Origin of the sequence: Lysobacter sp. K5869 (genome assembly GCF_018847975.1) — a bacterium.
GTDB lineage: Bacteria > Pseudomonadota > Gammaproteobacteria > Xanthomonadales > Xanthomonadaceae > Lysobacter.
On sequence record NZ_CP072597.1, the window covers coordinates 4,392,335 to 4,406,128 of the forward strand.

Annotated in this window: 10 protein-coding genes; 1 reads left to right on the plus strand and 9 read right to left on the minus strand. The window is 69.4% G+C overall.

Annotated features, from left to right (window positions below; all coding sequences use genetic code 11):
* On the plus strand, positions 1-756 hold the full coding sequence (locus J5226_RS18365; protein ID WP_215835941.1) for a YdcF family protein: 756 nt from the start codon (positions 1-3) through the stop codon (positions 754-756).
* A 314-nt stretch (positions 757-1,070) separates the two neighbouring features.
* On the opposite strand, the gene glmS is transcribed toward J5226_RS18365, so the two are convergent.
* The 9 genes from glmS to dnaJ all read right to left on the minus strand — a co-directional run bounded on the left by glmS (position 1,071) and on the right by dnaJ (position 13,723).
* The gene (gene glmS / locus J5226_RS18370) at positions 1,071-2,903 is read right to left on the minus strand and encodes a glutamine--fructose-6-phosphate transaminase (isomerizing) (RefSeq protein WP_215835943.1); all 1,833 of its coding nucleotides are present in this window, start codon (positions 2,901-2,903) and stop codon (positions 1,071-1,073) included.
* A gap of 172 nt (positions 2,904-3,075) precedes the next feature.
* Positions 3,076-4,794, minus strand: coding sequence for a single-stranded-DNA-specific exonuclease RecJ (recJ, locus tag J5226_RS18375; RefSeq protein WP_215835951.1), 1,719 nt, complete (start codon positions 4,792-4,794; stop codon positions 3,076-3,078).
* A gap of 37 nt (positions 4,795-4,831) precedes the next feature.
* Complete coding sequence (locus J5226_RS18380; protein ID WP_215835952.1) at positions 4,832-5,773, minus strand: phosphoglycerate mutase; 942 nt, start codon at positions 5,771-5,773, stop codon at positions 4,832-4,834.
* A gap of 15 nt (positions 5,774-5,788) precedes the next feature.
* Positions 5,789-6,265 carry a transcription elongation factor GreA gene (gene greA, locus J5226_RS18385; protein ID WP_215835953.1) on the minus strand — a complete coding sequence of 159 codons (477 nt, stop codon included), beginning with the start codon at positions 6,263-6,265 and terminating at the stop codon, positions 5,789-5,791.
* A 234-nt stretch (positions 6,266-6,499) separates the two neighbouring features.
* The gene (gene carB, locus J5226_RS18390; RefSeq protein ID WP_215835954.1) at positions 6,500-9,745 is read right to left on the minus strand and encodes a carbamoyl-phosphate synthase large subunit; all 3,246 of its coding nucleotides are present in this window, start codon (positions 9,743-9,745) and stop codon (positions 6,500-6,502) included.
* A gap of 7 nt (positions 9,746-9,752) precedes the next feature.
* Positions 9,753-10,199, minus strand: coding sequence for a hypothetical protein (locus J5226_RS18395; RefSeq protein WP_215835955.1), 447 nt, complete (start codon positions 10,197-10,199; stop codon positions 9,753-9,755).
* On the minus strand, positions 10,199-11,326 hold the full coding sequence (gene carA, locus J5226_RS18400) for a glutamine-hydrolyzing carbamoyl-phosphate synthase small subunit (RefSeq protein WP_215835956.1): 1,128 nt from the start codon (positions 11,324-11,326) through the stop codon (positions 10,199-10,201). The genes J5226_RS18395 and carA overlap by 1 nt, the downstream gene beginning before the upstream one ends.
* A gap of 370 nt (positions 11,327-11,696) precedes the next feature.
* Complete coding sequence (dapB, locus tag J5226_RS18405; protein WP_215835957.1) at positions 11,697-12,434, minus strand: 4-hydroxy-tetrahydrodipicolinate reductase; 738 nt, start codon at positions 12,432-12,434, stop codon at positions 11,697-11,699.
* Between the two features lie 152 nt (positions 12,435-12,586).
* Positions 12,587-13,723 (minus strand): molecular chaperone DnaJ, encoded by a 1,137-nt coding sequence (gene dnaJ / locus J5226_RS18410; protein WP_215835958.1) that lies wholly within the window; start codon positions 13,721-13,723, stop codon positions 12,587-12,589.
* Positions 13,724-13,794 lie beyond the last annotated feature (71 nt).

The window sequence follows — 13,794 nt, forward strand, 5'->3', positions numbered from 1 at the left end:
ATGTCCGCCGCCCTCGCCGCTTCCTGGCTGACCCAACCGCTCAACGCCAGCGCCGTCGCGCTGGGCTTGGCCGCGCTGATCTGGCTGCTGCACTGGCGCCGCTGCGCGTTCGCGCTCGGCGCGCTGGCGCTGGCGTGGTCGCTGCTGTGGTCGATGCCGGCCGCCGCAGATGCGCTGCGCGATTCGCTGCAACGCGGCTATCTCGGCCAAAGCGCCGAAGGCCTGCCGCAGGCCGACGTGATCGTCGTGCTCGGCGGCGGCATCGGCCGCGTGAGCGGATTCGACGGCGGCGACGCGAACGCGCCGGAGCTGGCGGGCAACCGCGTCGCCGCGGCCGCGCGCGCGTGGCATGCGGGACGCGCGCCCATGATCCTGCTCAGCGGCGGGCCCAGCGCGAGCACGCGCGGGGTCAGCGAGGCGAAGATCATGGCCGAAAGCTTGCTCAAGCTCGGCGTGCCGCGCGAGGCGCTGGTGCTGGAAGACCTCAGCGGCGACACCCGCGGCAATGCCGACCGCTGCGCGCGCATCGCGCTCGATCATGGTTGGAAGCGCGCGATCCTGGTGACCTCGGCGCTGCACATGCCGCGCGCCTTGCAATGGTTCGAGCGCGCCGGACTGCCGGCGCTGCCGCTCGCGCCGGACGTGCCGGCGGCCTCCCCGGCGGGCGAGCCGTGGTCGCCTTCGCAGCGCGCGTTGGACGACAGCGCGCAGGCGTTGCGCGAGTACGCGGGGTTGTTGGCTGCGACGTTCGGCTGAAACCTCCGCCTGCTCAACACCCGCCATCGCCGGCGCGGAAGCAACAACAAAATGGGTTCCGGCTTTCGCCGGAATGACGGCGGGAAAGAGGATCGGCTACTCGTCGCCGCGGACCTCCCACCCCGTCATTCCGGCGAAAGCCGGAACCCATTTCGACGTTGCCTTCAACTAAAGCGCCAATGATGCAGGGAAAGAAGATCGGCTACTCATCGCCGACAACCTCCCACCCCGTCATTCCGGCGAAAGCCGGAACCCATTTTGACTTTGCCTTCAACCAAAGCGCCGCGAGCCATCGGCCCGCGGCGCCCAGCCGCTTACTCGACCGTCACCGCCTTGGCCAAATTGCGCGGCTTATCCACATCCGTCCCGCGCGCCAACGCCGCGTGGTACGCCAGCAACTGCACCGGAATCGCATGCACCACCGGCGACAGCACGCCGACATGGCGCGGGGTGCGGATCACGTGGACCTGATCGGATTCGCCGAAGTGGCTGTCCAGGTCGGCGAACACGAACATCTCGCCGCCGCGCGCGCGCACTTCCTGGATGTTCGACTTCACCTTCTCCAGCAGCTTGTCGTTCGGCGCGATCACCACCACCGGCATCGCCGCATCCACCAGCGCCAGCGGGCCGTGCTTGAGCTCGCCCGCCGGGTACGCCTCGGCGTGGATGTAGGAGATTTCCTTGAGCTTGAGCGCGCCTTCCAGCGCGATCGGGTAATGCACGCCGCGGCCCAGGAACAGCGCGTGGTGCTTGGGCGCGAAACGCTCGGCCCAGCCGGCCACTTGCGGCTCCAGGTTCAGCGCGTGCTGCACGCTGCCCGGCAGGTGGCGCAGCGCGTCGAGGTATTCGGCTTCCTGTTCGTCGCTGAGCGCGCCGCGCAGCTTGGCCAGGGTCGCGGTCAGGGTGAACAGCGCCACCAACTGGGTGGTGAACGCCTTGGTCGAGGCCACGCCGATCTCGGCGCCGGCGCGGGTGTAGTACACCAGCTGGCTCGCGCGCGGGATCGCGCTCTCGGGCACGTTGCAGATCGACAAGGTCTTCTGGTGGCCCAGCGACTTGGCGTACTTCAGCGCTTCCATCGTGTCCAGGGTTTCGCCGGACTGCGAAATCGTCACGATCAGCTGCTTCGGATTCGCCACCGCCGCGCGGTAGCGGTATTCGCTGGCGATCTCGACCTGGCACGGCAGGCCGGCGATGGCTTCGATCCAGTAGCGCGCGGTCAAACCGGCGTAATAGCTGGTGCCGCAGGCCAGGATCTGCACGCCTTCGACCTCGGCGAACACCTCTTCGGCCTTGGCGCCGAACAGCGACGCGCTGAAGCCGTTGTTGTCCATCACCGCCTCGATGGTGTCGGCGATGGCGCGCGGCTGCTCGTGGATTTCCTTCTGCATGAAGTGGCGGTACGGGCCCAGTTCCAGCGAGGCCAGCGACACGTCCGACAGATGCACCTCGCGCTCGATCTCGACGCCCTGCGCGTCGAACACCCGCACCGCGGCGCGGGTGATTTCGGCGGTGTCGCCTTCTTCCAGGAAGATCACCCGGCGCGTGGCCTGCACGATCGCCGACACGTCGCTGGCGACGAAGTTCTCGCCCTCGCCCAGGCCGACCAGCAGCGGGCAGCCCATGCGCGCGGCGATCAAGCGGCCGGGCTCCTTCAGGCTGACCACGGCGATCGCGTAAGCGCCGACCAGTTCGCGCACCGCCGATTGCACCGCCACCCGCAGGTCGTGGCCTTGCTTGAGGTACGAATGGATCAGGTGCGCGATCACTTCGGTGTCGGTCTGCGACTCGAAGCTGTAGCCGGCCGCGCGCAACCGCTCGCGCTGCTCGTCGTGGTTCTCGATGATGCCGTTATGCACCACCGCCAGTTCGCCGAAGCTGATGTGCGGGTGGGCATTGGCCTCGGTCACGCCGCCGTGCGTCGCCCAGCGCGTGTGGCCGATGCCGATCTGCGCGCTGAAGGCTTCCGCCTGCGCCGCCGCCTCCATCTCCGCCACGCGCCCGGTGCGGCGCACCCGGCGCAACGTCGAGCCGTCGAACACGGCGATGCCCGCCGAGTCGTAACCGCGGTATTCCAGACGCTTCAAGCCGTCGATCAGGACCGGCACCACATCGCGATCGGCGATCGCTCCTACGATTCCGCACATGCTGAAAAACTCCGGGGGAAGAGTGTCCGCCAGTCTATCCGGGCGCGCACGCGGCCGTCGCGACTTGCGTCGCGACGGCGCTACGCGCGTCAAGAATCGTTAGCCCACGGTTCAAAAATCCCCGCATTCACGCGCCGGGCGTGACCGGGCGGTTACAGGCGGCTAACTTGCGTTACAGCGCTTCGCGATGCACGACGATCAGCTGCACGGCTTCGCCGCCGCGATAATCGTCCGGCTCCAGGCGATAGGCGATGCGCACCCACGGCGGCGGCTTGTTGCCGTCCCAGCCGCCGAACTCGATGGCGTTGAGGCGCAGGCCGGCGCAGCCCAGTTCCAGCTTGAGGTGGCGCTCGCCGATCACCCGCCACGACAGCACCTCGAACTCGCCGTCGAACTGCGGCTCGGCGAAGCCCTGCCCCCACGGCCCGCCGTCGCGCAGCGATTCGGCGTGGCGGCGGTCGAACTCGGCCGGCGCCAGCGCGCCGTCGCTGAGCACGTCGGCCTGCAGCAGTTCCGGGGTCAGCGCGGCGCGCGCGACCGCGTCGAACGCGTCGCGGAACGGCTCGAACGCGTCGCGGTGCAGCGACAGGCCGGCGGCCATGGCGTGGCCGCCGAAGCGTTCGATCAACTCGGGATGGCGCGCGGCGACGTCGGCCAGCGCGTCGCGGATATGGAAACCGGGAATCGAGCGGGCCGATCCGCGCAACTGATCGCTGCCGGGCTCGGCCGGCGCGAACGCGATCACCGGGCGGTGCAGCCGCTCTTTCATTTTCGACGCGACCAAGCCGACCACGCCGGGATGCCAGTCGGGGTCGAACAGGCACGGCGCCAGCGGCGCGGCGGCCGGATCGAAGGCCACGCGCGCGAACGCGCGCTCGGCTTCGTCGGTCATCTGCTGCTGCACCGCGCGGCGTTCGGCGTTGATCTCGTTGAGCGTGGCGGCGATCTCGCGCGCCTGCCGCGAGTCTTCGGTGAGCAGGCACTCGATGCCCAGCGCCATGTCTTCCAGGCGCCCGGCGGCGTTGAGCCGCGGCGCGAGCGCGTAGCCGATGTCGGCGGCGGTGAGGCGGCGATGATCGCGCTGCGAAACTTCGATCAGCGCGCGCAAACCGGCGCCGCTCTGTCCCGCCCGCAAACGGCGCAGGCCGGCGGCGACCAGGGCGCGATTGTTGGCGTCGAGCGGAACCAAGTCGGCGACGGTGCCGACGGCGACGAGATCGAGCAACTGGCTCAAATCCGGGCCGTTTCCGGCGCCGAACGCGCCGGCCTCGCGCAAGCGCCGGCGCAGCGCCAGCAGCACGTAGAACATCACGCCGACGCCGGCGAGCATCTTGCTCGGGAAGGCGTCGCCCGGTTGATTCGGATCGACGATGGCGTCGGCTGGCGGCAACGCGTCGCCGGGCAGATGGTGATCGGTCACCAGCACTTGCCAGCCGCGCTCGCGCGCCGCCGCGATGCCGGCGTGGCAGGCGATGCCGTGATCGACCGTGACCAGCAGATCGGGTTGCAGCAGCGCCAGTTCTTCGACCAGCGCCGGCGACAACCCGTAGCCGTGCACGATGCGGTTGGGCACCGCATGCGACACCCGCTTCGCGCCGAGCATGCGCAGGCCGCGCACGCCGACCGCGCAAGCGGTGGCGCCGTCGCAGTCGAAATCGCCGACCACCAGGATGTGGCGATCCGCGGCGATGGCGTCGGCCAACAATTCGGTGGCCTTGTCCAGGCCGAGCATGCCGTCGAGCGGCAACAGTTGCGCGAGCTTGGGTTGCGCCTGCTCCAGGCAGGTCGCGCCGCGCGCGGCGTAGATGCGCTGCAGCAGCGGCGGGATCGACTCGGGCCATTGCCCTTCGAACGCCGGCTCGCGCCGGCGCAGGCGCGCGGCCGGCTTCAAGGCCGCGGCTCCGCGAACGCGAGGGGCGCGGTGGCGTTCAATCGAGCAGCGAACGCACGGGCTTGCGCCAGAACCGCCAGCGCTGCGAGCGCGCCAGCTCGAAACGCTCGCCGTCGGCGCATAGCGCGGCCACGCGCGCGAGCGCGCCGCGGTCGAGCGCTTGCGCGAGCGGTTGCAGCCAATCGCGCTGGATCAGCGCCAGATCGCGTTGCGCGCGCAGGTCGAACAAGCGCGCGCCCTCGCCCGCCGGCTCGTTCCAGTTCGCCGGCAAGGCGCCGGTGGCGATGCCGGCCTGTGCGCCGAACGCGGTCAGCGCTTCGTCGTCGCTGTAGACGCCGGCGTAATCGCAATGCACGCGGTCGGGCAGCAGGCCCGCACCCCAGAACCACAGCGAATTGATCGGCGCCAAGCCGGCGGCGGCGCGCGCGGCGCTGTGCGGATGGTTGTGCAGCACCACTTGCGCCTCGCTCAGCAGCGCGCGCCAGCGGCGGCCTTCGGCGCCTTCGCCGATGGGCAAGTGCTGGAACAGGTCTTCGCCGAGCGCTTGCTCGGGCGAAACGAAGCGCGGCAATTTGGTTTCGCGCGGCAACGCCACGTACCAGCGGTCCGGCGCGGGCGCGTCGATCGGAAAACCGGCATCGCCGAACAAGGGCTTGAGCGCGGGCAGCAGCGCCGCGCTGTCGCGTTCGCTCAACGACAGCGCGCGGCCGTAGGCGAGCAAGCGCGCGCCGTTGATGTCGGGCCGCACGTACACCGGATCGGCGCGCAGCCACGCGCCGTGCGCCGCGTCGCCGACATCGCGTTGGCGGGTCGCGGCGGCCACCGGCCAGCCGCGCGGCAGGATGTCGAACGCGCGCGCGGCGAAGTCGGCCGCCTCGACCGTGCGGTCGGCGCGGCCGAAGCGCTTGCCGAGTGCTTCGCCCAGGCGTTGGCCGCCGAAGCGTTCGCGCGCGGGCAGCAACAGGTCGACGCGGTTCATGGCGGCGAGCGCGGCTCAGCCGTCGTAGCTGACGCCGACGATTTCGTACTCGCGGGTGCCGCCCGGCGCTTCGATGACGACGGTGTCGCCCTCGTTCTTGCCGATCAGCGCGCGCGCGACCGGCGAGGAGATCGCGATCAGGCCTTGCTTGATGTCCGCTTCCAGGTCGCCGACGATCTGGTAGCTCTTCTCTTCGTCGGTCTCGGTGTCGGCCAGTTCGACCGTGGCGCCGAACACCACCTTGGAGCCGGCGTTGAGCGTGCTGGTGTCGATGATCTGCGCGTGCGAGAGCTCGGCTTCGAGCTGCTTGATGCGGCCTTCGATGAAGCCCTGCTGTTCGCGCGCGGCGTGGTACTCCGCGTTTTCCTTCAGATCGCCATGGGCGCGCGCTTCGGCGATCGCGTTGATCACGGCCGGGCGCTTGACCGACTTGAGTTCGTCCAGTTCGGCGCGCAGGCGCAGCGCGCCTTTGGCGGTAATGGGTGCTCTCATTCCTTGGTTCCTCTGCGGTGCGACGCCGGGCGGATCCGCTGGCCCGGCGCGAATGTTTCGAAGATGTGTCCAGGGGGCATTGTGCCGGGGAAGCCCGGCGGAAGACACCCCTTGAAAAGCCGCGGGAGGGCCTTCAGGCCCGAGGCGCTCGTCCCGGATCGACGACCCGGACCGAACGCATCGGGGCCGAAGCCCCTCCCTCGAAGACGCGCGGCGCGGCCGCGCCGGCGTCGATCAGCCGGCGCCGATCTGCGCGTGCAGTTCCTGCAGCGACCACACCGGCCCCTGGCCGCGGTAGTCGAGCGAGTTCACCAGCGCGCGCGCGCCCGACACCGTGGTCGAGTAGGTCACGCGCTGCTGCAGCGCTTCGCGGCGGATCGAGAACGAATCCGAGATCGCCTGACGGCCTTCGGTGGTGTTGATGATGTAGACGATTTCGCCGTTCTTGATCAGATCGACGATGTGCGGGCGACCCTCGGTGACCTTGTTGACCACTTCGCAGTCCACGCCGTGCTCGGCGAAGAAGGCCTGGGTGCCGCGGGTCGCGACCAGGGTGTAGCCGCGGCGCAGCAGTTCCTGCGCGACCGGCAGCACGCGCAGCTTGTCCGGATCGCGCACCGACACGAACACCTTGCCCACCGGCGGCGCCTTGATGCCGCCGGCTTCCTGCGCGCGCGCCATCGCCGCGCCGAAGTTCTGGCCCACGCCCATCACCTCGCCGGTGGAGCGCATTTCCGGCCCGAGGATCGGATCGACGCCCTGGAACTTGGCGAACGGGAAGATCGCTTCCTTGACCGAGTAGTAGTCCGGCACGATCTCGTCGACCGCGTCCTGCGAGGTCAGGGTCTGCCCGACCATGCAGCGCGCGGCGATCTTGGCCAGCGCCATGCCGGTGGCCTTGGACACGAACGGCACGGTGCGCGAGGCGCGCGGATTCACTTCGATCAGGTAGATGGTTTCGTTGCCTTCGGCGTCGGTCTGGATCGCGAACTGGGTGTTCATCAGGCCCACGACCTTGAGCGCCTTGGCCAGCGCGACGACCTGCGCGCGCAGCTTTTCCTGCGTCGCCGGCGACAGCGAGTACGGCGGCAGCGAGCACGACGAGTCGCCCGAGTGCACGCCGGCCTCTTCGATGTGCTCCATCACGCCGCCGATCAGCACCCGGCCTTCGCGGTCGGCGATGACGTCGACGTCGACTTCCACCGCGTTGTCGAGGAAGCGGTCGAGCAGCACCGGCGAATCGTTCGACACCTTGACCGCGTCGCGGATGTAGCGGGTCAGGTCGGCGTCGGAGTAGACGATTTCCATCGCCCGGCCGCCGAGCACGTAGCTCGGGCGCACCACCAGCGGATAGCCGATCTGGCCGGCCAAGGCCAGCGCTTCGTCGGGGTTGCGCGCGGTGCGGTTGAGCGGCTGGGCCAAGCCCAGGTCCTGCACCAGCTTCTGGAAGCGCTCGCGGTCTTCGGCCAGATCGATGCTGTCCGGGGTGGTGCCTACGATCGGCACGCCGTTGGCTTCCAGCGCGCGCGCCAGCTTCAGCGGGGTCTGGCCGCCGTACTGCACGATCACACCCTTGGGCTTTTCGAGGTCGGCGATTTCCAGCACGTCTTCCAGCGTCAGCGGCTCGAAGTACAGGCGGTCGGAGGTGTCGTAGTCGGTCGACACGGTCTCCGGGTTGCAGTTGACCATGATGGTTTCGTAGCCGTCCTCGCGCAGGGCGAGCGCGGCGTGCACGCAGCAGTAGTCGAACTCGATGCCCTGGCCGATGCGGTTGGGGCCGCCGCCGAGCACGACGATCTTGTCGCGGTTGGTCGGCGCGGCTTCGCACTCGTCCTCGTAGGTCGAGTACATGTAGGCGGTGGTGGTGGCGAACTCGGCGGCGCAGGAATCCACGCGCTTGTACACCGGGCGCACGCCGAAGGCGCGGCGCAGGGTGCGCACGGCGGTTTCGTCGGTGCCGGTGAGCTGGGCCAGACGCGCGTCGGAGAAGCCCATGCGCTTGAGCGCGCGCATGCGGTCCTTGTCGAGCGCGCCCAGGCCGGCTTCGGCGACCTCGCGCTCGGCCGCGATCAGCTCTTCGATCTGATCGAGGAACCACGGGTCGACGAACGACAGCGCGTGCACGTCCTCGACGCTGAGGCCGGCGCGGAACGCGTCGCCGATGTAGAACATGCGCTCCGGGCCCGGCTCCTTGAGCTCGCGCTTGAGCACGGCCAGATCGCCGTCGCTGCTCAGATCCAGGCCGGTCGGGTCGAGGCCGACCTTGCCGGTCTCCAGCCCGCGCAGCGCCTTGTGCAGCGATTCCTGGAAGGTGCGGCCCATCGCCATCACCTCGCCGACCGACTTCATCTGCGTGGTCAGGCGCGCGTCGGCCTGCGGGAACTTCTCGAAGGCGAAGCGCGGAATCTTGGTGACCACGTAATCGATGGTCGGCTCGAACGAGGCCGGGGTGGCGCCGCCGGTGATCTCGTTGCGCAGTTCGTCGAGGGTGTAGCCGACCGCGAGCTTGGCCGCGATCTTGGCGATCGGGAAACCGGTCGCCTTCGACGCCAGCGCCGAGGAGCGCGACACGCGCGGGTTCATTTCGATCACCACCACGCGGCCGTTCTGCGCGTTGATGCCGAACTGCACGTTGGAGCCGCCGGTGTCGACGCCGATCTTGCGCAGCACCGCGATCGAGGCATCGCGCAGGCGCTGGTATTCCTTGTCGGTCAGGGTCTGCGCCGGGGCGACGGTGATCGAGTCGCCGGTGTGCACGCCCATCGCGTCGAAGTTCTCGATCGAGCAGACGATGATGCAGTTGTCCGTGGTATCGCGGACCACTTCCATCTCGAATTCCTTCCAGCCCAGCACCGATTCCTCGACCAGCACTTCGGTGGTCGGCGACAGTTCCAGGCCGCGGGTGACGATGTCGATCAGCTCTTCGCGGTTGTAGGCGATGCCGCCGCCGCTGCCGCCGAGGGTGAAGCTGGGGCGGATGATGGTCGGGTAACCGACCGTGGCCTGGATCTCGATCGCCTCTTCCAGCGTGCGCGCGACCGCGGCGCGCGGGCATTCCAGGCCGATCTCGCTCATCGCCACGCGGAACAGCTCGCGGTCTTCGGCCATGCGGATGGCCTCGCGCTTGGCCCCGATCAGTTCGACGCCGTACTTCTCCAGCACGCCGTTGTCGGCCAGGTCCAGCGCGCAGTTCAGCGCGGTCTGGCCGCCCATCGTCGGCAGCAGCGCGTCGGGCTTTTCCTTGGCGATGATCTTCTCGACCGTCTGCCAGTTGATCGGCTCGATGTACACGGCGTCGGCCATGTTCGGGTCGGTCATGATCGTGGCGGGGTTGGAGTTGACCAGGACCACGCGGTAGCCCTCGTCGCGCAACGCCTTGCAGGCCTGCGCGCCGGAGTAGTCGAACTCGCAGGCCTGGCCGATCACGATCGGACCGGCGCCGATGATCAGGACGGTTTTGATGTCGGTACGCTTGGGCATGAGGTCCTCAGTAAAGTCGGTCCTGCCACGTCTCGGGGGCGCGCCAGGTGATTTGCTCGGGCGATCGTGCGTCGATCGCGCCGTGATCGACCGCGGCGCGAACCTCGCGCTGCATCGCGGTCCAGGTCGAAGCGGCGGCGCCGATGCGCGCGCCGATCGCGTTGTTGTGGGCGTCCATGGCCCGGCTCGGGTTGCCTTCGCCGCCCCGTTCCATCGTCGCGGTCACCCACTCCACGCACACCGGCGAGGAGGTGTAGGCGACCACGGCGCTGGCCAGGCTGTGGCGGTAGGCATCGGCCGGGCCGTTGCGTCCGCCGGGCAGATTCGCCGCGAACCACTGCGAGTACACCGCGATCATCACGAACGCGGGATACGCGCCGAGCAACGCCAGCGCCGCCAGCAAGCGCAGACGCCAGCGGCGTCGGCGCGGCGGCGAGGCCGGCGTCGCGATCATCAGGCCTTGGCCTGCTCGAGCAGGCTGACGAAGCGGTCGAACAGCGGCGACACGTCGTGCGGGCCCGGGCTGGCTTCCGGGTGGCCCTGGAAGCTGAAGGCCGGCGCGTCGGTGAGCGCGATGCCCTGGTTGCTGCCGTCGAACAGCGAGCGGTGGGTCACGCGCACGTTGCCCGGCAGCGTGGCCTCGTCGACCGCGAAGCCGTGGTTCTGCGAGGTGATCATCACCCGGCCGCTGTCGAGGTCCTGGACCGGATGATTGGCGCCGTGGTGGCCGAACTTCATCTTCAGCGTCTTCGCGCCCGACGCCAGGCCGAGCAGCTGGTGGCCCAGGCAGATGCCGAAGGTCGGGACCTTCTTGGCGATGAATTCCTTGATCGCGGCGATCGCGTAGTCGCACGGTTCCGGATCGCCCGGGCCGTTGGACAGGAACACGCCATCGGGCTGCAGCGCCAGCACGTCCGCGGCCGAAGTCTGCGCCGGCACCACGGTGATGCGGCAGCCGCGCTCGGCGAGCATGCGCAGGATGTTGAGCTTGACGCCGAAGTCGTAGGCGACGACGTGGAAGCGCGGCTCGGCGTTGACGAAGGCGTTGCGGTCGAGGTCGAGCTGACCTTCGGTCCACTCGTAGCGCTCGCGCGTGCAGACTTCCTTGGCCAGGTCCATGCCCTTGAGGCCGGGGAACTTGCGCGCGGCTTCCAGCGCTTTTTCCACGTCGATGTCGCCGGCCATCAGCGCGCCGTTCTGCGCGCCGGTGTCGCGCAGCAGACGGGTCAGCTTGCGCGTGTCGATGTCGGCGATGGCGACCACGCCGCGGTCGGCCAGCCACTGCGGCAGCGCGATCCGGCTGCGCCAGTTGCTGGGGCGGCGCGGCACGTCGCGCACGATCAGGCCGGAGGCCCAGACCTGGCGGGCTTCGTCGTCCTGATCGGTCACGCCGGTGTTGCCGACGTGCGGATAGGTCAGCGTCACCAGTTGGCGCGCGTACGACGGGTCGGTGAGGATTTCCTGGTAGCCGGTGATGGCGGTGTTGAATACGACTTCGCCGACGCTGAGGCCGGGCGCGCCTACGGAAACGCCCTCGAACACGGTGCCGTCTTCGAGAGCGAGGATTGCGGGTTGGGTCACGGGGGTCGCCTTGGCTGCCGGAGGAACTGATCCCGATGCGGCTAACGGCAAAACGCAGTTGCAGCAAAGCGCGGACGCGGTGCTGGACCGGTCCGACGTTGGGATTCAGGCGAGCCGGAATTCTATCCGCGATGGGGGCCGGACGCCAGCCTTAATGTGGCCGGGAGATGACGATCCGGCGGGTTGGCGCGCGATTGGCTGAACGGAATCGGGGCGATGGGCTGAATGCCGCGCGTGAAGGCGCGGCTGAATCGGGCGGGCGCGGCGGCGCGGTCGCGGCTTGCGCCGCTCCTACAGGGGCTTCGGGCGGTTTCGTTCGCGACCGCGAACCTTCGCCGCCCGGCGCAACCGCCCTACCCGGCTCGCCCCGTTACAGATTCGGGAACATCAGCTCCGCCAGCCCGTACCGCCCCGGCGCCTGCTGCGCCACCCGCACCGCCGCTTCCAGCGCGCCGCGGGCGAAGATGTCGCGGTTGGTGGCGCGGTGGATCAATTCCAGGCGCTCGCCGGGCGCGGCGAACTGCACGGTGTGCTCGCCGACGATGTCGCCGGCGCGCAGGCTGGCGTAATGCGGTTCGCTGCCGCGGCCGATCGCCACCGCCGCGCCCAGGTGCAGCGCGGTGCCCGAGGGCGCGTCGAGCTTGCGGGTGTGATGGGCCTCGACCACGTCGCAGTCCCAGCCCGGCAGCGCCGCGGCGGCGCGCCGCACCAGTTCGGTCAGCACCGCGACGCCGAGGCTGTAATTGGCCGCCCAGACCACGGCGATGCGCGCGGCGGCTTCGTTGATCGCCGCGTTCTGCGCCGACGACAGGCCGGTGGTGCCCGACACCAGCGCCTTGCCGCGCGCGGCGCACAGTTCCAGCACCGGGTCGAAGCCGTGCGGCAGGCTGAAGTCGACGGCGACGTCGAACTCCGGCGCGCCGGCCAGTTCGGCGACGGCGAAATGCGGCACTTCGTCGATCACCCGCTGCGCCGGCTGCGAGCGCGAATAGGCGGCGACCACGACCGCGTCGTCGCGTTCGCGCGCCAGCCGCAGCAGCGCCTGGCCCATGCGCCCGCTGGCGCCGTGGATGAGGAGTCGGATCGGGGTCTTGGCGGTGTCGTTCATGCGCGCAGGCTACGGCCGCGATGGTCGCGATACAAGCGCAGCGTGCCCGACGCGCCGTCGTCGCCGCGTGCGCGGCGCGCGCGCGAAAGCGCGCAAAGAAAAAGGGAGCCGAAGCTCCCTCTTTCGTTCGCGATCGCGGCGTGCGGCCGGACTCAGGACGTCATCCGGTCCCAGAAGCCCTTGACCCCGTCGATGAAGGTCGAGGAACGCGGCGAATGCTTGCGCGCGCCTTCGCCGACGAAGGTGGCCTCGAACTTCTCCAGCAGGTCGCGCTGCTCGGCGGTGAGGTTGACCGGCGTTTCCACCGCCACGCGGCAGTACAGATCGCCGGGCTTGCGGCTGCGCACCGACTTGACGCCCTTGTCGCGCAGGCGGAACAGCTTGCCGCTTTGGGTTTCGGCGGGAATGCGCAGCTCGACTTCGCCGCCGAGCGTGGGCACCCGCACGATGTCGCCGAGCGCGGCCTGCGAGATGCGGATCGGCACTTCGCAGTGCAGGTCGTCGCCGTCGCGCTGGAAGATCTCGTGCTCGCGCACGCGCACTTCCACGTACAGGTCGCCCGGCGGCGAACCGGCCGGGCCGGCCTCGCCCTCGCCGGTCAGGCGGATGCGGTCGCCGTTGTCGACGCCGGCGGGGATCTTGACCTGCAAGGTCTTGGTCCGCTCCACCCGGCCCTGGCCGTGGCAGTCGCCGCAGGGGTTGGCGATGGTCTGGCCGCGCCCGTTGCAGTGCGGGCAAGCCTGCTGCATCGAGAAGATGCCGCGCTGGAAACGCACCTGGCCGCGGCCGTTGCACGTGCCGCAGGTTTCGATCTTGCCGTCGGCCGAGCCCGAGCCCTTGCAGGTTTCGCACTCGTCCAGGGTCGGGATTTCGATCTGCTTCTCGACGCCGCCGACCGCTTCTTCCAGCGACAGCTCCATCACGTAGCCGATGTCGGCGCCGCGGCGCGGACCGCGCGCTCCGCCGCCGGCACCGCCGCCGAAGATGTTGCCGAAAATGTCGCCGAAGATATCGCCCATGTCGGCGAAGCCGGGACCGCCGCCACCGCCGCCGCCCATGCCGTGCTCGAACGCGGCGTGCCCGTGCTGGTCGTAGACCCGGCGCTTGGACGCGTCGGACAAGACCTCGTAGGCCTCCTTGCACTCCTTGAACGAGGCCTCGGCGGCCGCGTCGCCGGGATTGCGGTCCGGGTGGAACTTCATCGCGCAGCGGCGATAGGCCTTCTTCAGGTCGTCGTCGCTGGCGTTGCGTTGAACGCCCAGCACTTCGTAGTAGTCGCGTTTGCTCATCGGCGGAAATCGGGAACCAAGAGTGGGAATCGTTGCATCGAAAACTGCGAATACGAGAACGGGGAACCGGG